This window comes from Deinococcus sp. (assembly GCF_018260555.1).
Classification (GTDB): Bacteria; Deinococcota; Deinococci; order Deinococcales; family Deinococcaceae; genus Deinococcus.
The window spans coordinates 1-24,030 of sequence record NZ_JAGLBB010000034.1 but is presented as its reverse complement, the minus strand read 5'-3'; the positions used below and the strand labels follow the sequence as shown (position 1 = coordinate 24,030).

The following is a 24,030-nucleotide window of genomic DNA, read 5'->3' as shown; positions in this document are numbered from 1 at the left end:
CCTCTACACTGGCCTGTGATGTTTGGACCTGTTTCCCCCCGAAGTCGCCCGCAACCGGGGCACCTGTACGACGTGGCCGTGGTCGGCGCCGGGCTGGCCGGAACGGAACTGGCGTGGCGGCTGGCCCGCGCGGGCCGGGACGTGCTGCTGGTCTCGCAGGCGCTCGATCACCTGGGGAACCTGTACCAGCCGACCACGCAGGGCGTGACCTTTCCCGGTGGCAGCCTGTTCGAGGAGGTGCGCGCCGCGCTGCACCCCGACACGGACGGCTGGACCTTCCACCGTCACCTGAAAGCCCGCGTGGAGCAAACCGCCGGGATTCACCTGCTCCAGAGCACCGTCACTGCCCTGGACGAGGAGACGGCACCTGACCAGGAGACGGTGCCGGACCAGGAGAGGGCGCCCGAGGAGGCGCAGGTGGTCCTCTCGACCTGGGAAGGCCCGAAGCTGCGCGCGCGCCTGTGCGTGCTGGCCGTCGGCGCGTTCCTGAAGGGCCGCCTGCTGGTGGGAGACACCATGGACGAGGCCGGGCGGCTCAGCGAGGTCGCGTACGATTTTCTGGCGGACGACCTGACCTCCAGCGGGATCTGGCTGGTCGGCCGTGAGCGCCGCGCCGAGGGCGAGGGCGTGGAACCCCCGTACGAGGTGCGTTTCCTGACGCCCGCCCCCACCGAACTCGACGGCTTCCGCGTGAACCGCCTGGAACGCGTGCGGATGCTGGGCCAGTGCACGCCCGGCGACCACACGTACGCCAGCGTGCTCCAGGACGCCGCCCGCCTCGCAGATGAGCTGACGGCCGACCTGAACGCCCCGCTGGACGGTGGGGTGAACGCGTGATCGCCCGCCTCGGTGACTTTCAGTTCCCGGACAGCGCCGCGCGCCTGTACCCGCACACCCCGCAGCGCCCCTGGGTGCTGGAAGTCGGCTTCGGGGACGGCCGTTTCTGGCCGCACTACGCCGCGACCTTCCCGGAGGCGCCCAACTACCTGGGTGTGGAACTGTCCGGCGTGTCGCTCCTCAAAGCGAACCGCCGCCTGCGGGACGCCGGACTGGACAACGCCCTGCTGACCAAACTCCCGGCCGACGTGCTGATCCGTGAAGTCATCCCGCACGCGGGCCTGGACCTGATCGTCGTGAATTTCCCCGACCCGTGGCCCAAGGCCGGGCACACCGACCACCGCCTGCTGCGCGCGCCGTTCTTCCGGCTGGCGGCCAGTCGCCTGAAACCCGGCGGGACGATCCTGCTCACCACCGACCACGACGAGTACTTCGCGTTCGCGTGCGCCGAGGCGGCAGCCAGCGGCGTCATGCACACCGAGATCACCGAACCGCCCGCCGCCGCGCTGGAAACCAAGTACGCCCTCAAGTGGCGTGACCTGGGCCTTGGTGCCCACCACGCCCGCTTCACGCCCACCGCGCACGCGCCCGTCCCGCACGGGCAGAGCGCACCCTACCCGGAGGACCCCACCACCGTGCCCCACGCCGTCCTGACCCTGCCCGACACCTTCACCCCCCGGACCTTCGAGAAACTCACGGAACGCAACCCTGCCAGCCGCAACCCTGCCAGCCGCAATGCCGACGAGGGCGCAGGCTGGACCGTCATCCTGCTCGACCTGTACGCCGGACTGCGCGTGGACGGCTGGGTCGTCCTGGCGCACGTCGTGGAGGGCGAACTGACGCAGGAAGTCCTGATCGGCATCACCGCCCGCGAGGACGGCACGCACCTCGTGCGCCTCGCCAAGTTCGGCGGCCCGATCATCACGACCGGCGTGAAGGCCGCCGTGGGCGTCGTGACCCGCTGGCTCGAAGGGCAGGGCGCGGTCGTCAAACACCACGGGTACTGACACGGAGTCCGGTTGAAGGGGCGGCAGCATCCACCGCATCCGGGCGGATTTCAGGGCTTACCGGCCAGCGCTGCCGTCGCTCATGTCACCACCTGGCCCCCGTCGCTGGACGGCGTTCCCGGCGCCGAGACCATCGGCAGGCACCTCGCCGCCCCCCCTTGTCCGGTGAACCCCGTCTATGATGACGGGGTTTTCTTATGTCCGAGATCCCTGTGTTCACCACCGAACCGATGAACGTCATCCTGCCCGCCGTGCGTGATCGGCTGCGCGCCGCAGGGCAGGTGACCTTCACGGTGCCCGACCCCGACGCCGGTCTGGGCCTGTACGCGGGCGAGGCCACCCTGCACGGCACGCACCGCCCCTGGCACACCTGGACGGACCTCGCGGACCTGCTGGGCGCGCACCTACTGACGCCGCAGCGGGCAGGGGAGGGCCGTGTGTGCCTGACGCTGCGGGCGCACGCTCCGGGCCGCGACCCGGACCACGCCGGGTACGGCCCTGACGGTGACTGGGCCCGCGTGAACAAACTCGAAGACCCGGTGTTCCTGGCCACGTTCACCGAGGCGCTGCGCCGCGTGAACCCCCCACCCGGTGGTCGGATTCTGGCGCTCGGCATGAACGCCGGACATGAACTCGCCGCCCTGCCGCTGGCCCTCCCGGACCGCGCGCTGGAGGTGGTGGGCGTGGATCTGGACCCGGGCGCCGTGCAGGCCGCCCGCACCCGCCACCCGCACGCCACCTTCCACACGCTCGACGTAGGCGCCCTCCCGCCCGAACTGGGACGCTTTGACCTGATCCTGGCCCTGAGCCTCCTGCAAAGCCCCGGGGTCACGCAGGATGTCCTGCTGGCCACGCTGCGCCGCTCCCACCTGACCCCTGGCGGGGGCCTGATTCTCGGGTACCCGAACGCGCGCTACCGGGGCGGCACGCTCTCGTACGGGGCGCGCATGCGCAACTATGCCCGGCCCGACCTGAGCCTGCTGGCCGCCGACGTGACCAACGGCCGGCGCGGTCTGCAGAAACACGGCTTCAAGATCTTCGTGACCGGCAAGTACGAACTGCTCCTGACCGCCATTCCCGCCCAGGCACGCACGCCCACCGACCTGGAACTGTAAAGCGCGCCCCCAACGGGGAGGCGCGCTCGCGGAACGGGGGGATTGTGCAGACGGATTCCGATTGATTCGGTGCAGTTCTGAATCGATCCGAGCGGACGCGAGTAGGAACAGCATACGGATTCTGTGGTGTGGAGCCGCAGACGGTGCTTTTCCGACTGTGGCGGAATGGAGCAGAATTCGTATCAGACGCAATCCGTCCGGCTTCCACTCGCTCCGCTCGGTTGAATGGTCTGGAAGCCATTCAACCGGAGTCCCTATCAGCCCTTGGTCAGGATCCGCACGCTGAGAATCTGGTCAGGCGCCGCGTCCTTGATTTCGGTGTTGTTCTGGTCCATGGTGCGCGTCAGTTTCGGGAGGGTGTCGTCGCCGGTCACGACCTTCCCGAAGATGGTGTGCTTGCCGTTCAGGAAGTCCGTGGGTTGGAACGTGATGAAGAACTGACTGCCGTTCGTGGCGGGGCCGCTGTTCGCCATGGCGAGAATGCCGCTGGCATCGAAGGTGAGTTTCTGACGGAACTCGTCCGCGAAGCTGTAGCCGGGGCCGCCGGTTCCCCACTCGGCTTTCTTGCTGTCATCCACGCTCTTGGGGTCGCCGGTCTGCGCCATGAACCCGTCGATCACGCGGTGAAAGCGGACGCCGTCAAAGTAGTGGTTGCGGGCCAGGAACACGAAGTTGTTCACGGTGACCGGCGTTTCCTGCTCGTACAGGTCCGCCAGGATCTGCCCGCGGCTGGTGTCGATCAGCGCGTAGTAGTCCTTGCCGTCTTCCAGGGCCGGGTCGGGTTCGGCCTTGAAGGCGCGGGTGGGTTTGTCGGTCAGTGCCGGGACCAGCGTGTACCCGGCGGGCACGGCGCCCGGTGTGGTCACGGCGGGACCGGCGGCGGCGGGGGTCTCGGTGGTGGTCGTGTCTGCGGTGGTCGTGTCTGCGGTGGTCGTGTCTGTGGCCGCCGTATCGGTAGCAGGGGTGTCCGTGGCAGCCGTGTCGGTCTGGGTCGTGTCGGTCTGCGAGGCGGCCCCGCCGTCCTTTTTCTGGCAGGCGGTCAGGGCAAGGAGCGCGGTCAGGATCAGGGCAGCGTGTTTCATCGTTCCTCCCAGTGTAGCGGCCCGGACGCACGGCGCAGCGCAACAAGGATGGGGGGAACAGGGATGGGGGCAACAGGGATGGGGCCGGCCGGGCCGGGCGAGGCCGCGCTACACTGCCCTCTTGATGATCGTGACCATTGACGGCGTGGCGGCCAGCGGAAAATCCAGCGTGTCCTCGGGTGTCGCGCGGGCGCTCGGCGTGCCCTACGTGAGCAGCGGCCTGCTGTACCGCGCCGCGACCCTGCTGGGCCTTGAGGCCAACCTGGACCTGCACGCCGCGCCCCCGCTGCTGGCCCTGCTGGACGCCCACCCGGTCCGGCTGGAACCCCTGGCCAGCGGCAACCGCGTCTGGCAGGGCGAGCGGGAACTCACGGATGACCTGCACTCGACCCGCGTGGACCGGGGTGTCAGCGTCGTGGCCGCCCTGCCGGAGGTGCGCGCGTGGGTGGACGCCCAGTTGCGCGCCCTGCCCGAACCGTTCGTGGCCGAGGGCCGCGACATGGGGACCAACGTGTTCCCGCACGCCAGCCACAAGTTCTACCTGACTGCCAGCGCCCGCATCCGCGCCGAGCGCCGCGCCCGCGAACGCCCGGAAGACGTGCCCGCCATCGAGGCTGCCCTGCAACGCCGCGACGAACTGGACACTGCGCAGAGCGCCCCCGCGCCCGACGCCCTGGTGATCGACACCGGCCCGCTGGACCTTCAGGGCGTGATCGAGACCATCCTGACCCACCTGCGCGCCTGATGCGGACTCGGATTGATTCGGTGCAGTTCTGAATCAATCCGAGCGGACGCGAGTAGGAATAGCAGACGCCCCTTCGCGGTATGGAGCCACAGACGGCGCTTTTCCGACTGTGGCGCAGTGAAGCGCAGTCCGTATGACCCACCTGCGCTGAGCGCAGTGTCAAGAACAGCGCCGCCCTCCGTGATGGGGGGCGGCGCTGCGGAGTGGGGTCAGGCGATCAGGGGCGCGCGACCGTGAATTTCTGGGTGGTGTATACCTCGGTGTCGGTGGCGACGCTCTCGTCACCCTGGGCCTTGAGGGCCTTCAGGCGCAACTGGTAGGTGCCGTTCGCGGCGGCCTTGCCACTACTCAGCTTGCCGTCCCAGGCGTAGGTGTTGAAGGCGTCGCAGGTGGTGCTGATCAGCGCGACGTTGTTGGTGCAGCTGCGGCCCAGGTACTCCTGCTTGAGCAGGGTGTCCACGACCGCGCCGTTCGCGTCGAGCAGTTCCAGGGTCATCTTACGCACCTGGTGGGACAGCTGCGCCAGCACGTACGGAGCGTCGTTGGTCAGTTCCGTGGGCTTGGCGGGATCCAGCGCGATGTCCTTGAAGGTGTAGTCGATGGGGGCGGTCGCCACCTCGCCTTCCTCGAAGAAGGTGTCTTCCTTGTCGTCGAACAGCGCAGGGAAGTTGTAGCTCTTGCCGCCGATGGTCAGGTTCCCGAGCGCCTGGATGCTCTGGTAATCGCCCTTGAAGCCGGCGTAGGGGATGACCATGTTCTGACCCGAGGAGCTTTCAAGCACGATGTACCCGCCGTACTGGGACTTGTCGGGGGCGCCGGCCGGGGGCGTGATCACCACGTTCAGTTCGGTCTCGCCGCTGGCAGGGACCGTGACCATCACGTCGGTCTTGTCGGCGTCCTGACCGTTGATGGTCATGGTGGCGTACGTCTGACTGGGGCTGGGGGCCAGGGTGGTCCCGCCGACCGTCAGGGCCGGGGAGTGGTACGCCGTGAAGGTCTCGGTGCGGTTCCAGGTGTTTTTCAGGACCACGACCTTGTTGCGCGTGGCGAAGCTGGCGCTCTCGCCCAGGCTCAGTTTGTTCGGCGTGGCGCGCACGGTGCTGTTGTACGACCCGACGATGTCCACCATGCCCGCCCCCTGGCGCTGCACGTAATCGGGCAGCCCGGTGAGCAGCGTGCCGCTCGCCGCGCGGTACCAGCGCAGCGTGGCGCTGTTCATCAGCAGGCCGCGCATGTCCTTGGCCTTGGTGTTCGGGAAGGCCTGCAGCATCAGCGCCGCGGCGCCCGCCACGTGCGGGGAGGCCATGCTGGTGCCGCTGAGGGTCGCGTACCCGCTGGCGTCCAGCGTGAGCGGCCAGGCGCTGCGGATGTTCCCGCCGGGCGCCGCGATGTCGGGCTTGAGTTCCAGGTCGGCGCTCAGGCCGTACGAGGAGTACGAGTCCAGCGTGTTCGCCGTGGGGCTGGGAATGCTGAGATTGCCGTCGGCGAAGGTCATGGACACGCCGGCGGCGATCTTGCTGTCGATCTTGGCGCCGCTGGCGTCGTTCACGAACGCCACGGGAATGGTGATGCGGGCCGCGCCGGTCAGCGAGGGAGCCAGGTACCCGGAGTCGCGGTTGTACAGGATGACGGCGCTGGCCCCGGCATCCTGGGCGTTCTTGGACTTCTCGTAGAAGGTGCAGGTGCCGCGGCGGATCAACACGGCCTTGCCTGTCAGGCTACCGGCCGCGTAGGGGTTCGCGCCGCCGACCAGGCAGCCGTCATTGGCTGTGGTGGTGGTGCTGGTGGCCAGTTTCGTGATGGGCAGGGTCACGCCGGCCTTGCCGGTGGGGGCGGGGTCGCCCGCCATGTACCCGATGGTCTCGCCGGACGACAGCTTGAACTTGCTGACCTCGATCTCGGTGTTGCTGACCGACGCGACCGAGATCACGTTATCGCCCATGGTCACGCCGCCCATGGAGTACTGTCCGTTGGCGCCGCTGTTCCCGGCGGACGCCACGACGACCATGCCCTTCTTGACCATACGGCTGCCGACCTTGGCCGACGGCGTGCCTTCCCAGTTCTCGAAGGCGGACCCGATGCTCAGGTTCACGACCTGCATGCCGTCCTTGTACGCCTGCTCCATGGCGGCGACCATGATGTCTTCGCCCGTGCTGCCGTCGCAGCCGAACACGCGGTACGCGCCGAAGCTGACCTCGGGCGCCACGCCCTTGAAGCCCCGGCTGGCGTCGTTGCCGCCCACGATCCCGGCCACGTGCGAGCCGTGACCGGCGCAGTCGTCCGCGATCGGGTCGGGTTTGGTGGGTTTGCCGAAATCGTAATCGTCACCCACGAAGTCGTACTGGGCGACCACGCGGCCCGCGAAGGCCGGGTGTTCCAGGTCGATGCCGGTGTCGATCACGCCGACCTTGACACCCTTACCGGTCAGGCCCAGTTCGTTCTGGGCCACGTCGGCGCCCGTCATCTTGATGGCGGAGAACATGTCGGGCCTCAGGGCGTCGGTCAGGTTGACTTCCACCTTCGGCGCGGCGATCTCCTTGACGGGGTACACGCCCAGCACGCCGGGCAGACGCGAGATGCGGTTGATCTCCGCCTCGCTGGCCTGCACGGAAAAGCCGTTGAACAGCGTCTGGAAGCTGCGCACTTCCTGGTACTTGATGCCCTGCTGCGCGGCCTGCGCGCGGAAGGTCGCCTGCTGACCGCTGACGCTCTGCACGCTCAGCAGGGTGGGATCGCCGGTCAGTTCCACGAACCAGCGGGTCGGGGCGTTCGGCGTGGCGTTCAGGATGCTGGCGCGGTTGGCGGCGGGCGCCGATCCGGTGGAAGCAGAGGCGGTGGGGGAACTGGTACCGCAGGCCCCCAGGACCAGCGCGAGACTCAGCAGGGAAAGGGATTTAACCGTGTTCACAGGAAGCTCCTTGAATTCAAAAGTGGTCCGGGCGGAACTCAGCGGCGGGTCAGAGCGATCTGGTAGCTGTTCGTGGCGCGGTCATTCTTGGCGGTTGCGTCGTCGTGAATGTCGAAGCTGGTCACGACGGCCGTGTACGTCCCGGCGGCCGGGGCGTTGAATCTGATCTCGGATTCCAGGCCCGCGCCGCTGTCATCGTCTTTTTCCAGGACCGTGCGGCCGTCGGGCATCAGGATCATCACGTACGGGTCCAGGGTGCTCTTGGCGTCCACGCTGACGCTCTGCACCGTCAGTTTCAGGGCCTCGCCAGCGCTGGCCGTGAACTTGAAGTAATCATGGTCGCGGTCCTGCCCGGCAATGACGCCCTTGACCGGCGTTCCGACACTCAGGGCAGTCGCCGCGGCGACGCTGTCGTTCGGTTCGTTCGCGTCGGCGATGGCCACGGTCAGCGTTTTGGAGTCCTGACCTACGTTGGCGCTGTAGTCGTACACTTTGACGCTCAGGATGTGGGTCCCGTTGTCCGCGAAGGCGTAGGCCTTGCTGGCGGTGTAGGGGGAGGTGGTATCGGTCGCGATCAGGGCGCCGTTGTCGTAGAACTCGACCTTGCTGACGCCGTCTGCGTCGGTACCGGCGGCCGTCATGTTCACGGTACCGGCCGCTACCAGTGCGTTCGGAGTGATGGTCAGCGTCGCGGTCGGGGCGGTCATATCGATGGGGCCGACACCGCACGCAGTGAGCGCGCCGGTCAGGATCAGAAGGGGAAGGCTGCCGAATCGCTTCATGAAAACTCCTTGATCCTTGGGGTACACGTGAATGACGGCGCCAGCCCTTGCTGGAACAGATAGACGTGTGACCCTTCAGACACCTGATGTGAGATCAGGCTGAGTGTTGCTATGGAAGACAAATATAAGCCTCATGGGCCAATACCACAAGACTGTTTCAGGCGGCCCTCAGCTGGTATTCAGGTCAGTTGCCATGGTTGGCAGACCTGGCGCCTGCGTCCGCACCCCTGTACGCTGCGGTACCCTGACTGTCATGCGACCTATCCTGCCCGCCCTTGTGCTCATCGCCCTGGTCGCCTGCCGCCCGCAGGAGGTCCGCACGCCGGACGCCTACCCGCTGGCCGGGACTGTGGGGGGCCGCTGGGGTGAGAGCCCGCGCCTGCGCCTTGCGCTGATCGGGACAGGCGTGCCCGGCGCCCTGACGAACAAGAGCGATATCGGGCAGAACCTGGTCGGCAGCAGCCTGAACAGCTGGCAGTTCGGCTTTGAGTTGCCGGCTCCGGGTGTGTTCAACGTGGCGGGCGTGTACCAGGTCGTGGCCTTCGATGACGCGAACAACAACGCGCAGTACGACGTGGGTGAGGTGGTCGCCCGTAACCGCAAATGGCTGGTGGTCAGTCCGCTCGACGCCAGGATTCCGGAGGTAATGCTCCCGGACCTTCTGGGCGGCGGCGAGGTCCTGCCAGCCATGACGGTCCGCAGCGGCTGGAACGTGTACGACCAGTCCCAGCCGCTGGGCAGCGCGAACCCCGCGCCGTTCACCACCCTGTCCGGGTACGACCTGAGCCGCTGATCCCCGGCAACGGAATCAGACGGACGGCCGCTCCACTGCGCCACAGTCGGGAGAGCGCCGCCTGCGGCTCCATACCGCGAAGGGGCATATGTTGGTCCTACTCGCGTCCGCTCCGTATCATACGGATTCCGTTTGTTTCGCCGACAATCTGGAACTTCGCCGGATTGCCGGCTCCACGTCCGGAACCCGCCCCGCTCCCACTCGCTTCGCTCGGATTGATCCGGAACTGCACCGAATCAATCGGAGTCCGTATCACTCTACCCAGGTGACCTTCTCGGACAGCGGCGCGCGTGAACCGGCTGGCACCTGGCCCGCCGGGTAGCCCAGGAACAGCAGCCCCAGCAGTTTCGGCGCGCCCAGCAGTTCCGCTGCGACCGGACTGACCATCACCGGGCCACTCACCCACTTCCCGGCCAGTCCGAAGGCCGTGGCGGCCAGCCACATGTTCTGCGCCGCGCACGCCAGGGCCGCCTGCTCCTCCCACTCCGGCATGTTGGGTTTGGCGGGCATGTGCAGTTCCAGGCTGATCCACAGCGGCGCCCGCCACGCCCGCGCGCGCTGCGCTTCGAGCGCCGCCCCGTCCTCCCGGTCCGGCGCGCTGCCCGCCGCGTACGCCTGCGCGAATACCTCGGCCAGGCGCGCGCGGCCCTCACCCGTGAACACCGTGAACCGCCACGGCTCCGTGCGCCCGTGGTTCGGTGCCCAGGTGCCCGCCTCCAGAATCGTCCCCACCACCTCATGCGGGACCGGGTCGGGTTTCAGGAGACCGATATCCACCGTCCGGCGCGCACGGATCACGTCCAGCACCGTCAGGGCAGCAGGGGGGAAGGGGGCAGGGTCAGCGGTCACAGCGTTCATGCCCGCATGATGCCGCGCCCCACACTGCCCCGCACGCCTACCGTCCCAGTTTGGCGTGCAGCCGACCGTTCAGACCGTACTCCCACCACGCGAACGCCAGGGCCGCCGCGCCCACGAACAACGGCAGGAACAGCTCCGGTCGCGACGAGTTCACACCCTGCAATGCCGCCAGCATCACGGCCTGCAGAAACACCAGCGCCGACGACCCCCTGAGCGCCAGCCTCTCCGGCGGCAATCGACGCGCCAGCCACCACAACCACCCACTGCCCGCCAAGCCCAGCAGCGGCAGCAACAGCGCCCACGCCCCCACCGCCGGATTCAGGACCGACACCGCCAGCGTCCCCACCACGCCCATCACCAGCGGACCCCACACCGCCCGCGCCGACCACGCGCGGGAGTGCGCCGCGATCACCTTCGCCTCGTACTCCGTCAGGTACCGCTCCCGCAACTCCGCGTTCAGGCGCGCCGGATCACCCAGTGCCCCCAGCACCGCGCCCACCGGCTCACCCGCCTCTAGCATGTCCTGCGCGTGCCCCAGGTACTCGGCCCGCAGCCGCGCCGCGACCTCCGGCGCCAGCCCCGACAGGGCCACGGTCAGCCAGTCGTTCAGGGTCATACGGTCGGTCGGGGTGTCCGTCATGCGTTCCCTCCCAGCACCGCCTGCACGGCGCCGACCTGGGCCTGCCAGTCGCGGCGGGTGCGGGCCAGGGTGGCGCGGCCCTTCTCGGTCAGGCGGTATTCGCGCCGGGTGCGGCCAGCGACCTCATGTTCGCTGCTCTCGATGAACCCTTCGGATTCAAGGGCGTGCAGGGCGGGGTAGAGGGTGCCTTCGCGGGCGCGCAGGAGGCCTTCGCTGCGGGTGTTGATGGCCTGGGCGATGGCGTAGCCGTGTTCGGGCTGGCGGTCCAGGACGGCCAGGATGAGCATGCGGAGTTGCTCGCGGGCGTTCATGCCTTCACGATACCTCTGGATTGGATGCATCTCAAGTCGAGGTATCGTGGAGACCGTCAGGCCAGCGGCAGTCCGTAGGCGCGGCGGGTGTTCCCGTCGGTCACGGCCTCCAGTTCCGTGGGGTTCAGGCCGCGCAGGGCCGCGATGAACTCCAGGGTGTGGCGCACGTAACCGGGCCGGTTGGGTTTCCCGCGCTTGGGCACGGGAGCCAGGAAGGGCGCGTCGGTTTCCAGCAGCATCCGGGACAGGGGCAGGTCGCGGGCCGCCGCCTGGATCTCCTGCGCGTTCCTGTACGTGGTGTTCCCCGCGAAGCCGAAGTGCGTGTGCTCGCCGCGCTCCAGCCCGAATCGCAGCAGGCCCGGATGCCCGCTGAAGCAGTGCAGGATGACCGGCACGTCCGGCCACGCGCGCAGCACGTCCATCACGCCCCGGTGCGCGCTGTCCTGCCCGGCCTTATCCCGCGTGTGAATCACCAGCGCCTTGCCGCTGCGCCGCGCGAGATCCAGTTGCCACTCGAAGGCCGAGACCTGCGCGGCGCGTTTCGTGTCGTCCCAGTAGTCGTCCAGGCCGCTCTCGCCGACGCCCACCACGCGCGGGTGGGTCAGCAGCGCCTCGATCTGCGCGCGGGCCGCCGGGCTGTCCTCGTCGGTGTCGGTGGGGTGCAAGCCGACCGTCGCGAACACGTCCCCGAACTGCTCGGCCAGGGCCACGGCGTTCCGGGCGTGCTGGGGGCTGGCGCCGATGCAGACCATGGCACTCAGACCCAGTTCGCCGCGCGCGCCCGCCGGATCGTCGATGTAGTCGAGGTGGGTGTGAGAGTCGATCATGCCGCCCAGGGTAAGCGCGCGGCAGGCGGGCCGGGGTGCCTCCCACCCAATCCCCACCACTCTCATGAGAGGGGCGCGCTAGAGTGCGCCCGTGCAGAAACTCGGCCTGTACGCCCTGATGGGCATCCTGGGGTTCGCCCTGATCTTCGCGCTGCTGCCCGGCGCGGACCGGACGGCCGTGCCCACCGGCGCGGTCCTGTCCGGCGTGCAGCTCACGCTGTACCCGTCCCGCGACCCGGACGCCGTGTGGCAGTTCCGGGCGGGGCAGGTCACGAACGACCCGCTGATCAGCGAGACGCGCCTGACCGACCTGGGCCAGGGCCAGCGGTTGCTGCGCGAACGGGACGCCTCGGGCCGCCTGACGGGCCGCCAGACGCTGGACGCCACCCTGAGCGCCCCGGACCTGACCATCGACGCTCAGGACAACATGACCACCCGTCAGGCGCGCATCACCCTGGTACAGCAGTGTGCCGACATCGACCTGACCGGCACCGAGCAGACGCCCGTGAAGATCGAGCAGGGCAGCGGCTTCAGCGCGCCGGTCGCGGAACTCGACTCGCCGCTCATGACCGGGCACGTCGAGAACCTCCGCATGAGTTTCGATTTCAACATCGAGGATTCTGACAACGCCAATTCAACCCTGCAATACGACCTGGACGGCACGGAACGCTGCGAGAACGGCCAGCGCGTTCCCGGAGCCTGACCTTCAAGGAGTCCCATGATGAACCGCGCCAAGACCGTGTCCCTGCTGGCCCTCCTGACCGTCGCCGCGCCCGTGCTGGCGCAGGCCGACGCCAACCGCCTGATCACCATTCAGGGCGGCCCGCGCGGCGACGTGCGCAACGGACCCCTGACCTTCACCGGCAGTCCCGTGAAGGCCAAGGTCAGCACCCTGAACATCGAGGCGTCCCAGGCCGTGCTGGCCGCGCCCAGGGGCACGCCGCTGATCGAAGCGAAAGGCAAACGCACCGCGAACTTCACCGGGGCCGTGAAGGTCACGCGCGGTCGCCTCAGCGCCGCCGGCAGCACCCTCGCGTACGACGAGACGACCGGACAGGGCGTGCTGAGCGGCAACGCCAGCGCCACCTTCTCTCCCGAGAAGAAAGAGGACGGCGACACCGTCAGCATCAAGGCCGCGCAGATGAGCCTGGACGTGGATAACAACGTGTCCACCAGTACGGGCAGCGTGACCCTCTCCACCGGCACGCAGAACGGACAGGCCGACAGGCTGGTGTTCGACGAGGACCGCGAACTCGCGCAGCTGACCGGCCAACCCAGCCTGACCCGCGCCGCCAAGGCGAACCAGAAGGAACTGGTCATCACCGGCCAGGAAGTCCGCGCGCTCACCAAGACCAAGACGCTGTACGTGCGCGGCGGCGTGAAACTCGTGCAGGGCACCACCACCACCACCGGCGACGCCGTGTACTACGACGACCGCAAGAACGTGGCGTACGTGGTCGGGAACGCCGTCAGCGTGGACAGCAAGAGCAAGGTGACCGTCAAGGCCCCCGCCAGCGGATACCTGGAGCAGCGCACCGACCTGGGCCGCGTGCGCGCCCTGAACTCGGCGTACAAGGTTCCGGCCGAGCAGTTCAAGCTGCGCGGCGAGAAGTAATACGGACTCCGGTTGAAGGGGCTGTCAAGACCCTTCAATCCGAGCGAAGCGAGTGGGAGAGAAGCGGGTTCCGGGCGTGGAGCTGAGAACCCGGCGATGTTCCGGGTTGTCAGCGAAACAGACGGAACCCGTATAAACTGCGCGCATGCCCCGCACCCGCCTGACTGCCGCACTCCTGAGCGCGCTGCTGGCGGCGGGTGTGGTGCCGGGCGGGCGGGCGCAGCAGGCCGGGCCCAGCCTGCCCGCCCCGACCGAAACGGCGCCGCAACCCGCCCCAGCCGCCACCAGCCCAGCCGCCACCAGCCCAGACCCCGCCATCCCAGCCGCCGCCACACCGGACGCTGCGCCGGACGCCGGTGCGGAGCAGGCCAGCCTGACCCTGGTGCGCCGCAGCGAGAAGGACGGCAAGGACCGCCGCATCGTGATCGTGAAGACCGGAACGGACGACACCACAGGCGTGTTCGCGCTGTGCCAGCCGCTCCCGGACGACCCGGAGGGCGCGCCGACCCTGGCAGTGTTCAGCGAGACCGGCGCGGGCGGCGTGCAGATCACCATCGACAAGAACGTGATCCGCGTGCCGCTGGCCGTGGTCACACAGAACGCCCCGAAAGACGGGCAGGGCGGCAGTGACGGCCGCGTGGAGGCCAGCGCCGGCACGGGCCGCTTTCTGGAACGGGACGAGGTACCGCCGGGTACCAGGGACCGCCTGACCCGCTGCGAGGTGCAGGCCGCCCCGAAACCTGCGCCGGGCACCGTGCTGGTCACGCAGGGCCGCACGGAACTGCGCGGTCAGAAACTGGTGTACGACAGCGCCGACGGCGTGGCCCGCATCGACGGGCCGATCCGGTTCACGCGCCGCAGCGACACCGACCCCCTGACCGGCCAGAGTGAGCGCATCGAGGTCAGCGTGGACGACGAGAAAACCACGCTGGTCGGGAACGTGGTGTTCAACTCGGCGGGCGGGCGGGTCAGCCGCGCCGCGCGGGTCGAGTACGACGACACGCGCAACGTGGCCCGCCTGTACGGCACGGCCACCGAGCCCGCCGAGAGCGTCAAGGGCGGCGACACCCTGCGCGCCGGGGTCATCGTGTACGACCTGGACCGCAACGAGGTGTACGCCGTGAAGGCTGAGGGCGGCACCATCACGGGCGAGTTCACGGACACCGGGCCGGGCAGCGCACCACCAGCCAGTGCGCCGCCAGCCAGTGCACCAGCCGCTCCGGTCCAGGGACAGCCGGCCACCCCCGCGCCGGCGGATCCGCTGCCGCCTGTGAAGGCCGCGCCCGGCCCTCCAGCGCCGGTCAGTCCAGCGCCGGTCAGTCCAGGGACGCCAGGGACGCCCTGAGCACGGCGGCGCTGGCGTCCAGGTCCGCGCGTTCCGTGTCGGTCAGGGCGGGCAGGACCGTGTCCAGCACGCCACTGCGTCCCACCACGCGCGGCAGGCTCAGGCTCACGCCAAATTCGGGGGTGGGGGCGCTGACGGTCAGGACGGCCCGCCGGTCGCCCAGCACACGCTCGGTGATGCGGGCCAGGGCCGCGCCGATCCCGTAGTACGTGGCGCGTTTCCCGCTGATGATCTGCGCCGCCGCGCCGCGCGTGTCCGCCGCGATCTGCGCGCGGATGCCGGGCGTCCACTCGTGGTTCCGCGCGGCCATGAAGTCCGCGACCGGGAGGCCCGCCACGGTGACGGTACTCCAGGCGATGACCTCGCTGTCCCCGTGTTCACCCAGCACGTAGCCGTGCACGTTCGTGCCGTCCACTCCGGCGTGCCCGGCGATCAGGTGCCGGAACCGGGCGCTGTCGAGGACCGTGCCGGAGCCCATCACGGCCACGCCGGGCGCCAGGCGCACCGCCAGGTCCGTCAGCACGTCCACCGGGTTCGTGGCGATCAGCACCACGGCGTCCGGCGCGGCGGCCACGATCTGCGGAATCAACTCCCGGAAGATGGCGGCGTTCTTCTGAAGCAGGTCCAGGCGGGACTCGCCGGGCTTCTGGTTCGCGCCGGCCGCGACGATCACGACCGCGCTGCCCCGCAGGTCCGCCACGGGGCCGCTGCTGACCCGGGCGCCGTGACTGACCGGCGAGGCGTGCGCGATGTCCTGCGCCTCGGCGCGCGCGCGGGCCTCGTCCTGATCGGTCAGCAGGATCTCGCTGCATGAGCCGCGAAGCGTCAGGGCGTACGCGGCGGTCGCGCCGACCAGTCCAGCTCCGACAATCCCGACCTTCACTCGCGGCCGCTCCCGGCGAGGTTGCGCACGGTCAGCACCGGAATGGGGCTGCGGGCCACGACCTTCTCGGCCGTACTGCCCAGGAAGAAGTGCTCCAGCGCACCCCGCGCGTGTGTGCCGACCACGATCAGGTCCGCCTGCCAGCGGCCCGCCGCTTCCAGCAGGCCGGTCACGGGGTCCCCGACCATCAGTTCGGTTTCCTCACCGGCCTGCGCCACGCCCTGCATGCGGGTCGCGTCGGCGTCCTCAAGGGTGCGCAGCAGCGTCGGGTCGGGCATGGCGGCGCTCACGCCACCCATCAGGTCAGGCGCGGCGGTCACGCGCGCGTCGGTCACATGCACCAGCCGCAGGGTCGCTCCGGGAAACCGGCTGCGGGCGGTCGTCAGCGCGTGACTGGACGACTCGGAAAAGTCGACGCCCACCACGATCCGCTGGAATCCGGCCGGTGCGGTGGTCATGGCAGCGTTCAGGGCGGACTGGGTGGGGTCGCTCATGCCCTGAACGTACACCCGCCCTGTCAGGGGCGCGGCTGAACCTGAAGGGCGACTAAAGGCCCGCCCCGGATGACCCGTGAAGGCGTGGGCCGCCGGCAGTGGGGGAGGGATGTGATAAGGATTCCGCTCCATTCCACCACAGTCGGAAAAGCGCCGTCTGCGGCTCCATACCGCGAAACCCTTATCTTTTTCCTACTCGCGTCCGCTCAAATTGATTCAGAACTGCACCGAATCAATCGGAATCCGTATGACCCGCCTTCGCCCCCGTGGAGGCAGAGGTGTCGGGCGGCTGTGCGTCGGGGCTCGCCGTCACGGTTGGGTAGACTGCGTCATGCAACTTCAGAGTTTCGGGGCGGCCGGTACGGTCACCGGCAGCATGCATCTGCTCACGCTGGACGGCCGGCACCTGCTGATCGACTGCGGCCTGTTCCAGGGCAACGACGACCTGGAGGCCCGCAACCGCGAGCCCCTGCCGTTCGACGTGGCGGGCCTGGACGCCGTGATTCTCACGCACGCGCACCTGGATCATGTGGGCCGTCTGCCACTGCTCGTGAAACTCGGGTACCGGGGGCCTATTCACTGCACCGAACCGACCGCCGCGCTGGCCGAGACGGTTCTGCTGGACTCCGCGCGCCTTCAGGTGGACGGCTACCGGCACGACCTGCGCCGCGCCCGCCGCCAGGGCATTCCCGACGAGCAGGTTGCGCCCCCGCTGTACGGCGAGGAGGACGTGCACCGCGTCCTGGCCCTGCTGCGCCCCAGCCTGCGTTTCGGCGAGACGGCGCCCGTGGCGGGCCTGCGCGTCACGCCCCAGCGCGCCGGGCACATCCTGGGCAGCGCCTACCTGCTGATCGAGAGCCGTGACGCGCGCCTGATCATGAGCGGCGACCTGGGGAATCGTGAGAGCGGCCTGCAACTGGATTTCACGCCCCCATCCCACGCCGACGCCGTGGTCCTGGAAAGCACCTACGCCAACCGCACCCACCGCGCCTGGAACGCCACGCTCGCCGAGTTCCGTGACGCGCTGCGCGAGGCGGCCGCGCAGGGCGGTAAGATCCTGATTCCCAGTTTCGCCATCGAACGCACGCAGACGATCCTGCATACCATCAAGGGCCTCATGGACGCCGGCGAGGTCCCGCGCATCCCGGTGTTTCTCGACTCGCCCATGGCGGCCCGCGCCACGCACGAGTACTTCGAGTTCGGAGACGAACTGATCCCGGAAGTCCGCAGCGCCCTGCGCGACGGCGAGGACCCCTTCCGGCCCAGCACACTGCACGTCGTGCCCACCAGCGCCGAATCGCAGCGCATCAACCGCTATGACGGTCCCGCCATCATCCTGGCCGGGAACGGCATGATGACCGGCGGCCGGATTCAGCATCACCTCAAGCATCACCTCTGGAAACCCAGCACCAGCCTGATCAGCGTGTCGTACCAGTCGCCCAGCAGTCTCGGCGGGCGCATCGTGACCGGCGCGGACCACGTTCGCCTCATGGGCGAGGACATCGCCGTGCGCGCCCACATTCACACCATCGGCGGGTTCTCCGCGCACGCCGATCAGGACGACCTGCTGGCCTTCCTGTCCACGGCCGGCACGCCGCACGTGTGGTTGGTGCACGGCGAACCGGACGTCATGGATTCGTTCCTGCCGGTCCTCGCCACGCGCGGCCTGAAGGGCGACATCGTCCCGGACCGGCAGCCCGTGGACCTGACCGGCCCCGGCTACCCGGACGGCCACCCCCCTGGTTTCGTGGTCACCCTGCCGCGCGGCTCGCACGCCGAGAGTACCGAGTAATGCGGATTCCGATTGATTCGGTGCAATCCCGAACCAATCCGAGCGGACGTGCTTGGGAACAATAGTCGGATTGGGCGGTATGGAGTGCAGTCCGTCTAAGAGCGGACGCGGGAGACATGGCCCTGGGCATGGCAGGCGGACACGCGCTACGCTGGGTGTGCATGAAACGCGCCCTGCCCTTCCTGCTGCTCGCCCTGACCGCCTGCGGTTCCAGGGGCATTGACGGCCTTCAGACCTTCACGTACCCGGCCGGTGATCACCGCAGCGGCTCGCTCGTGTACGCCGAGAACCCCCCGGCGGGCGGGCCGCACAACGCGGTCTGGCAGAATTGCGGCGTGTACAGCAAGCCCCTGTACAACGAGTACGCCGTGCATAGCATGGAACACGGCGCGGTGTGGGTCACCTACCGGCCCGACCTGGACGCCGCCGACCTCGACACCCTGAAGACGCTGGTGGGTGGCCGGCCCTACACCCTGCTCAGCCCCTACGAGGGCCTGGACCAGCCTATTGCCATCAGCGCCTGGGGTGCCCAGCTGAAAGTCGACCGGCCCGGTGACGCCCGCCTGAAAACCTTCCTCGACAAGTACGAGCAGGGCCCGACCGCCCCGGAACGCGGCTCGGCGTGCAGCGGCGGGTACAGCGGCACCCGCTGAAGCGGTCAGGCAAGGCAGGAAGGGGGCCGGCAGGCAGAGCAGTCTGCCTGCCGGCCCTTGACCCGGGCAGGTTCAGCCCTTGTTCTCGTCCTCGTCGAAGTACTCGAAGCGGTGCGGGCCGATCTCGACCGTGTCACCCTCGCGCGCCCCGGCACGTTTCAGGGCGTTGTACAGCCCCTGGCGTTTAAAGACATTCCCCAGGTACTCCGAGGCTTCCTCCAGGTACCGTGAGAAGCGCACGATGCGTTCCTCGAAGCCCCCGCCCACGACCTTCCAGACCCGCTCGGGCTGCCCGTCGCTGACGATGCCCACGCCCTGCGCGGCCGGGTCGATGCGGAACTCCAGGCTCAGCGGAGCCTCGCGGATCACGTCCGGCTCGATGTCCAGCGCATGCGTCTGCGCCCACAGTTCCCGGTCCGGCAGCAGCTGGAACAGCGACTCGCGCAGCTCTTTCAGGCCCAGCCCTTCCTTGGCGCTCACCTGAAGGACCGGCAGGCCCGACCCGATCAGTTCATCCTCGACCATTCCGGCCAGGTCCTCGTCTACCAGTTCTACTTTGTTCAGCGCGATCAGGGAGACCTGCTCCAGCAGCGTGGGGTCATAGGAACGCAACTCGGACTGGAGTTGCGCCAGTTCACCCACGGGGTCGCGCGTCACGTCCAGCACGTACACCAGCACGCGCGTGCGGCTGATGTGCCGCAGGAATTCCAGGCCCAGGCCCTTGCCTTCGCTGGCGCCCTCGATGATGCCCGGAATGTCCGCCAGGGTCAGTCGCTCGTCGAGCGGACTGCCGTGCGTGTCCACGCGGTCCACGACGCCCAGGATGGGCGACAGGGTCGTGAACGGGTAATCCGCGATGGCCGGGTTGGCGCGCGACAGGGCCGCCAGCAGGCTGCTCTTCCCGGCGTTCGGGTAGCCGACCAGGCCCACGTCCGCGATCAGGCGCAGCTCCAGGCGCACGCGGCGCTTCTGGCCGGGCGTGCCCAGCTCCGCGAAGCGCGGGGCCTGACGGGTGCTGCTCGTGAACGTGCTGTTCCCGCGCCCGCCCAGACCGCCACGCGCGATGACCTTCGTCTGCCCGACCCGCACGAGGTCCGCGATGACCTTCCCACTGTCCTCGTCGAAGGCCGTGGTGCCGACTGGCACGTCGATGTAGATGTCCTCGCCGTCGGAACCCTGGCGCAGACGGCCCTCGCCGTACGCGCCGTTCGGGCCCTTGAACTTGCGGCGGCCCAGCAGACGCTCCAGCGACTCCACACCCTCGATGGCGCGCAGCACGATGCTGCCGCCCTTCCCGCCGTGCCCGCCGTCCGGGCCGCCCTTCTCCATGTATTTCGCGCGGTGGAAGCTCATGCTGCCGTCCCCGCCGTTCCCGGCGGCCACCTCGATATTCAGTACGTCACGAAAAGCCACTGCACTCACCTCTCCCTTCGGGGCAAGGTGCGTGCCCCGCGGCACCGTCCTCGCCCTGCACCTGCCGTCCTGCACTCCTGGAACTGTTCTGCGCGCACGAACCGTAAAAAACGCCCTCCCCTTTACCGGGGCAGGGCGCTTGGCTGCCTGTGAACCCGCAGGGTCTCATGCGGACTCCGGCTGAAAGGGAAACCGTTCAATCCGAGCCGAGCAGGTATGATGCGGACTGCCGCTCCACTGCGCCACAGTCGGGAAGACACCGCCTGCGGCTCCATATCGCGAAGGGGCGCATCTTGGTCCTACTCGCGTCCGCTCGGATTGATTCGGAACTGCACCAAATCAATCGGAATCCGTATGAGACAAGCGGATTCCGGGCCTGTCAGCGAAACAGACGCAAACCCTATCAGTCAGCGGCGAGTTCGGTCTGGACAGCTTCGACGCTGATGAAGCGGCCCTTGGCGCCACGGTTCGTGAACACGACCTTCCCGTGCTCCAGTGCGAACAGTGTGTGGTCGCGGCCCATGCCCACGTTCGGGCCAGCCTTGAACTTGGTGCCGCGCTGACGGACCAGGATGTTACCGGCCAGCACCTGCTCGCCGCCGAACTTCTTCACGCCCAGGTACTTGGGCTGGCTGTCACGTCCGTTCTTGGACGAACCTACGCCTTTCTTGTGTGCCATGTCGGTCTGCTCCCTTAGCCCTTGATGCCCAGAATCTTGATGGCCGTGAAGTCCTGGCGGTGGCCAGTGCGGCGGCGGTACTGCACGCCACTCTTGTACTTACGGATGTAAATCTTCTCGCCGCGGCCGTGCTCGACCACTTCGGCGTTCACGATGAACTTGGCAACGGCGTCCCCGAACAGGGCCTTGTCGCCACCCACGAAAAGAGGAGTCAGGTCGAGCTTGTCGCCCGCTTCGCCCTTCAGGCTCTCGACGCGGAGCACGTCGCCTTCCTGAACGCGGTACTGCTTCCCGCCGGTCTGAATGATTGCAAACATTGTGATTCCTCCTGCCGCACGGCCGGGAATCGCTGCCCCGGACGGCTTGGACCTTGTTGCGCACCCACCACAAGGGGCGGGTCACCAAGCAAGAACTGTACCACAACCGGGCCGCCAGCGGTAGCGCAGGAACACACCCGGTGTCCGGAACTCAGGAACCGGAACGCAGGGTAAGGCAGGCAACACCGGCACCTGCCACGCAGGAAACCAGTCGTATTCGTTGCGTGCGTGTTCCCGGTTCCAGTGACGTGTCCTCGCGGTACACGTGAACTCGCGCGGACGCGAGTCAGTTGTTTCCTGACCTCCAGCGCTGGCCCTGACCCACAAGGCGGGCCCCGGCACAGCGGACCACGCCAGCATACCATCCCGCTTCCGGGTCGGGCACCCCCCCCAGCAACGACCGCGCCCCCAACCGCGTACTGAGGAGCGTGATGGCACGTATCCGTTCCGGCTGGCGCGACTCGCTGGCCCTGCTGTTCGCCCTCGGGGACCGCCGCACGCCCGCGGGCGCCAGACTCATGGCGGCCCTGGCCGTCACCTACGCCCTGCTGCCCCTGGACCTCCTGCCGGACCTGACCCCCCTGCTGGGCGTCGCGGACGACGTGCTGATCGTGCCCACCCTGCTGGCCCTGGCGGCCCGCACCCTGCCCGAACCCGTCCTGACCGAGGCGCGCGGCCGCAGCCTGCGCGCGCAGCGCCGCCTGCCGTGGCTGATTCCCGCCGGGATCGCGGCCCTGCTGCTCCTCACGGGCCTGGGCGGCTGGCTGCTTTGGCGGGCTGTGAGCGGGTAAAAATAGCGAAGTACACTGCGTTTATCTTGTTTATTTTGTAGATAAACCGCGCGGAGCGCGGAGAAGAAGAAAGGACGTTGGAGCGGGAATGGAGAGGTTCCGGCGCTTTCCCGGCATGGCGCCATATGAGCTTCAACGTCCTTAATACGGCAGTCCGTATCACGCTCCCTTAACCGCCCCCCGTACACTGGGGTTCATGAGATTGCTGCTGGTGGAGGACGACGCCCGCATCGCGCAGCCGACCATGGAGGCGCTGCGGGAGGCCGGGTACGCCGTCACGTGGGCGCAGACCGGCCCGGAGGGGCTGGAGGCGGCCGTGATGGGCGAGTTCCCGCTGGTGGTGCTGGACGTGATGCTGCCGGGCATGAACGGGTTTCAGGTGGCGCGTGAACTGCGCACTCAGGGCGTGGATTCGGCGGTGTTGTTCCTGACGGCGCGCGGTGAACTGAGTGACCGGGTAGAGGGCCTGGATCTGGGCGGGGACGCGTATCTGGTCAAGCCGTTCGCGGTGCCGGAACTGCTAGCGACCCTGCGGGCCCTGTCGCGCCGCGAGCGGGGGGCGGGAGCGCCGCGCGTGGCGTTCGCGGGTGGGCGCGGGGCGCTCGATACGGTGGCGCGTACGGTCACCTGGGACGGCGCGGAGGTGGCCGTGACGGGCCGCGAGTACGCGCTGCTGGAGGCGCTGGCGCTGGCGCCTGAGCGCTGGTTCACGCGGGAGGACCTGATTGACCGGGTCTGGGGCCCGGAGTTCGGTGGCGAGGCCCGGATCGTGGATGTGTACGTGCGGTACGTGCGGCGCAAACTGGCGCCCGAGGCGATCAGTTCCGAGCGTGGGCGCGGGTACCGCGTGGAACGCTGAGGATCACGTGAAGTTGACGTTGCGGGCGCGGCTGGCGCTGTGGGCGGCTCTGGCGACCGGGCTGGCGGTGGCGCTGGTCGCGGCCGGGTTGTTCTGGGCGGTGAACGGGTTTCTGCGCCAGGCGCAGGAGCAGCGGCTCCTGAGCGTGGTAGGGGCCGTGCAGGGCCGCGTGGAGGGACTGCTGCGCCCGTCCCCGGAGGAGGGCGACCCCCTGCTGCAGTCCCTGCTGGGCGTGGCGACCGTGTCGCAGTCGGACCTGGAACGCGTGGCTGACGAGGTGGGCCGCCGGGGCGTGGAGTTGCGGCTGGTGGCAGTGCAGGCGGCTGAACTGGCGTCGGTGGAGACGCGGTCGTTCCCGCCGGGTGTGCCGCTGGACCTGCGGGCGGGGCCAGGCGCGTACCTCAGCCGGGACGGCGAGCACCTGATCCTGGTTCGCGGCGTGGGGGGCCGCCGCGTGCAGGTGCAGGTGGCCGTAGACGCCCGCGCGCTGACCGACGCGCGCCGGGCGTTCGGGCAGGCGCTGACGGTACTGCTGCCGCTGGCCCTGCTGTTCTCACTGCTGGTGGGGTGGGTGGTGGCGGGGCGGTTGCTGCGGCCCGTGCGCACGCTGGAGAACGCGGCCCGGGCGGTGGGGGAGGGCGGGGACCTGCGCCGCCCGCTGCCCGGCGCGGGGCGCGGGGATGAACTGGCGCGCCTGGCACTGACCCTGCAGCAGGCGTTCGCGCGGCTGGCAGACGCCCGCGAGCGCGAGCAGGGGTTCTTGCGGGCCGCTGCGCACGACCTGCGCTCGCCGCTGGCGGCCCTGACCGCGCGCGTGGAAGGCACCCTGGCCCGTGACCGGGACGCCGGGCGGTACCGCGCGGACCTGCGTGAGATCGGGACGGACATCACGCGGCTCTCCACGCTGGCCAATCACCTGCTCCTGCTGGCCCGCGATCCGGGGGCGGTGCAGCGCGCGCCGGTTCCGCTGCTGGAGCTCGCGGCCGACGCCGTAGACCGCGCCCGCGAACTGGATCCGCTGGCCGACGTGGACCTCGCGGCCAGCGGGCCAGTCACGGTGCCGGGCGACCGGGTGCTGCTGGGGCAGGCCATCTGGAATCTGACGACCAACGCCGTGCGGCACGCGCCGCAGGCGACCGTAACCGTGACCGTGCGGGCCGTGCCGGGCGGCGCGGCCGTCAGCGTGCGCGACGACGGTCCCGGCGTGGACGCTGCCACGCTGGCCCGGCTGGGCGAAGCCTTCTACCGCCCGGACGTGAGCCGCACGGCCGACGCGTCCGGGGT

25 protein-coding genes are annotated in these 24,030 nt (G+C 69.0%); 13 read left to right on the top strand and 12 right to left on the bottom strand.

All coding sequences use genetic code 11. From position 1 onward, the window contains the following. The first annotated feature begins 18 nt into the window (after positions 1–18). The 3 genes from QZ271_RS08185 to QZ271_RS08175 all read left to right on the top strand — a co-directional run bounded on the left by QZ271_RS08185 (position 19) and on the right by QZ271_RS08175 (position 2,959). Positions 19–837 carry an FAD-dependent oxidoreductase gene (locus tag QZ271_RS08185; protein ID WP_291430349.1) on the top strand — a complete coding sequence of 273 codons (819 nt, stop codon included), beginning with the start codon at positions 19–21 and terminating at the stop codon, positions 835–837. Beyond that, the gene (locus QZ271_RS08180; protein ID WP_291430347.1) at positions 834–1,844 is read left to right on the top strand and encodes a tRNA (guanine-N7)-methyltransferase; all 1,011 of its coding nucleotides are present in this window, start codon (positions 834–836) and stop codon (positions 1,842–1,844) included. Before QZ271_RS08185 ends, QZ271_RS08180 begins: the two co-directional genes overlap by 4 nt. Positions 1,845–2,041: 197 nt before the next feature. Beyond that, complete coding sequence (locus QZ271_RS08175; RefSeq protein ID WP_291430345.1) at positions 2,042–2,959, top strand: trans-aconitate 2-methyltransferase; 918 nt, start codon at positions 2,042–2,044, stop codon at positions 2,957–2,959. Positions 2,960–3,216: 257 nt separating this feature from the next. Here the strand turns inward: QZ271_RS08175 and QZ271_RS08170 are convergent, their stop codons facing one another. Further along, on the bottom strand, positions 3,217–4,041 hold the full coding sequence (locus QZ271_RS08170) for a peptidylprolyl isomerase (protein ID WP_291430343.1): 825 nt from the start codon (positions 4,039–4,041) through the stop codon (positions 3,217–3,219). Positions 4,042–4,165: 124 nt separating this feature from the next. On the opposite strand from QZ271_RS08170, the gene cmk reads away from it, so the two are divergent. Next, the gene (gene cmk, locus QZ271_RS08165) at positions 4,166–4,786 is read left to right on the top strand and encodes a (d)CMP kinase (RefSeq protein ID WP_291430341.1); all 621 of its coding nucleotides are present in this window, start codon (positions 4,166–4,168) and stop codon (positions 4,784–4,786) included. A 217-nt stretch (positions 4,787–5,003) separates the two neighbouring features. Here cmk and QZ271_RS08160 read toward each other — a convergent pair whose 3' ends face one another. Both QZ271_RS08160 and QZ271_RS08155 read right to left on the bottom strand, forming a co-directional pair. Then, entirely contained in the window at positions 5,004–7,694 is a 2,691-nt protein-coding gene (locus QZ271_RS08160; protein WP_291430339.1) for a S8 family serine peptidase, read from the bottom strand. A gap of 38 nt (positions 7,695–7,732) precedes the next feature. Next, positions 7,733–8,476, bottom strand: coding sequence for a DVUA0089 family protein (locus tag QZ271_RS08155; protein ID WP_291430336.1), 744 nt, complete (start codon positions 8,474–8,476; stop codon positions 7,733–7,735). A 253-nt stretch (positions 8,477–8,729) separates the two neighbouring features. On the opposite strand from QZ271_RS08155, the gene QZ271_RS08150 reads away from it, so the two are divergent. After that, on the top strand, positions 8,730–9,269 hold the full coding sequence (locus QZ271_RS08150) for a hypothetical protein (RefSeq protein WP_291430334.1): 540 nt from the start codon (positions 8,730–8,732) through the stop codon (positions 9,267–9,269). Between the two features lie 252 nt (positions 9,270–9,521). Here QZ271_RS08150 and QZ271_RS08145 read toward each other — a convergent pair whose 3' ends face one another. From QZ271_RS08145 to QZ271_RS08130, 4 genes are read right to left on the bottom strand one after another with little or no spacing between them, the layout of a single operon-like run. Then, a complete protein-coding gene (locus QZ271_RS08145) occupies positions 9,522–10,127 on the bottom strand; it encodes a nitroreductase (protein ID WP_291430333.1) in 606 nt (201 codons plus the stop codon). Positions 10,128–10,164: 37 nt separating this feature from the next. Then, complete coding sequence (locus QZ271_RS08140) at positions 10,165–10,767, bottom strand: hypothetical protein (protein WP_291430332.1); 603 nt, start codon at positions 10,765–10,767, stop codon at positions 10,165–10,167. Further along, entirely contained in the window at positions 10,764–11,078 is a 315-nt protein-coding gene (locus tag QZ271_RS08135; protein ID WP_291430331.1) for a helix-turn-helix transcriptional regulator, read from the bottom strand. The genes QZ271_RS08140 and QZ271_RS08135 overlap by 4 nt, the downstream gene beginning before the upstream one ends. Positions 11,079–11,134: 56 nt before the next feature. Then, entirely contained in the window at positions 11,135–11,905 is a 771-nt protein-coding gene (locus QZ271_RS08130; RefSeq protein WP_291430329.1) for a TatD family hydrolase, read from the bottom strand. 91 nt (positions 11,906–11,996) lie between these two features. Between QZ271_RS08130 and QZ271_RS08125 the strand changes: the two genes are divergently transcribed. From QZ271_RS08125 to QZ271_RS08115, 3 genes are all read left to right on the top strand, one after another. Next, positions 11,997–12,608, top strand: coding sequence for a hypothetical protein (locus tag QZ271_RS08125; protein ID WP_291430327.1), 612 nt, complete (start codon positions 11,997–11,999; stop codon positions 12,606–12,608). An 18-nt stretch (positions 12,609–12,626) separates the two neighbouring features. Continuing rightward, positions 12,627–13,520 carry an LptA/OstA family protein gene (locus tag QZ271_RS08120; protein WP_291430374.1) on the top strand — a complete coding sequence of 298 codons (894 nt, stop codon included), beginning with the start codon at positions 12,627–12,629 and terminating at the stop codon, positions 13,518–13,520. Positions 13,521–13,665: 145 nt separating this feature from the next. Beyond that, entirely contained in the window at positions 13,666–14,865 is a 1,200-nt protein-coding gene (locus QZ271_RS08115; RefSeq protein WP_291430326.1) for an LptA/OstA family protein, read from the top strand. On the opposite strand, the gene QZ271_RS08110 is transcribed toward QZ271_RS08115, so the two are convergent. Then, positions 14,837–15,748, bottom strand: coding sequence for an L-lactate dehydrogenase (locus QZ271_RS08110; RefSeq protein WP_291430324.1), 912 nt, complete (start codon positions 15,746–15,748; stop codon positions 14,837–14,839). The two genes, QZ271_RS08115 and QZ271_RS08110, sit on opposite strands and share 29 nt — an antisense overlap. Continuing rightward, on the bottom strand, positions 15,745–16,242 hold the full coding sequence (locus QZ271_RS08105) for a universal stress protein (RefSeq protein ID WP_291430322.1): 498 nt from the start codon (positions 16,240–16,242) through the stop codon (positions 15,745–15,747). The genes QZ271_RS08110 and QZ271_RS08105 overlap by 4 nt, the downstream gene beginning before the upstream one ends. 331 nt (positions 16,243–16,573) lie before the next feature. On the opposite strand from QZ271_RS08105, the gene QZ271_RS08100 reads away from it, so the two are divergent. Both QZ271_RS08100 and QZ271_RS08095 read left to right on the top strand, forming a co-directional pair. After that, a complete protein-coding gene (locus QZ271_RS08100; RefSeq protein ID WP_291430320.1) occupies positions 16,574–18,034 on the top strand; it encodes an MBL fold metallo-hydrolase in 1,461 nt (486 codons plus the stop codon). 161 nt (positions 18,035–18,195) lie between these two features. Further along, a complete protein-coding gene (locus QZ271_RS08095; protein ID WP_291430317.1) occupies positions 18,196–18,687 on the top strand; it encodes a DUF3105 domain-containing protein in 492 nt (163 codons plus the stop codon). A gap of 72 nt (positions 18,688–18,759) precedes the next feature. Here the strand turns inward: QZ271_RS08095 and obgE are convergent, their stop codons facing one another. From obgE to rplU, 3 genes are all read right to left on the bottom strand, one after another. After that, positions 18,760–20,100 carry a GTPase ObgE gene (gene obgE / locus QZ271_RS08090; RefSeq protein WP_291430315.1) on the bottom strand — a complete coding sequence of 447 codons (1,341 nt, stop codon included), beginning with the start codon at positions 20,098–20,100 and terminating at the stop codon, positions 18,760–18,762. 403 nt (positions 20,101–20,503) lie between these two features. Beyond that, positions 20,504–20,779 carry a 50S ribosomal protein L27 gene (rpmA, locus tag QZ271_RS08085; RefSeq protein WP_291430313.1) on the bottom strand — a complete coding sequence of 92 codons (276 nt, stop codon included), beginning with the start codon at positions 20,777–20,779 and terminating at the stop codon, positions 20,504–20,506. Positions 20,780–20,793: 14 nt separating this feature from the next. Beyond that, on the bottom strand, positions 20,794–21,096 hold the full coding sequence (rplU, locus tag QZ271_RS08080) for a 50S ribosomal protein L21 (RefSeq protein ID WP_273990351.1): 303 nt from the start codon (positions 21,094–21,096) through the stop codon (positions 20,794–20,796). A gap of 431 nt (positions 21,097–21,527) precedes the next feature. Between rplU and QZ271_RS08075 the strand changes: the two genes are divergently transcribed. The 3 genes from QZ271_RS08075 to QZ271_RS08065 all read left to right on the top strand — a co-directional run. Next, positions 21,528–21,887, top strand: a complete 360-nt coding sequence (locus QZ271_RS08075; protein ID WP_291430310.1) for a DUF1232 domain-containing protein — start codon at positions 21,528–21,530, stop codon at positions 21,885–21,887. Positions 21,888–22,083: 196 nt separating this feature from the next. Next, positions 22,084–22,746: a response regulator transcription factor gene (locus QZ271_RS08070; protein WP_291430308.1), complete on the top strand. Its 663-nt coding sequence runs from the start codon at positions 22,084–22,086 to the stop codon at positions 22,744–22,746. 7 nt (positions 22,747–22,753) lie between these two features. Next, on the top strand, positions 22,754–24,030 hold a 1,277-nt coding region (locus tag QZ271_RS08065), incomplete at its 3' end, for a HAMP domain-containing sensor histidine kinase (protein ID WP_291430306.1).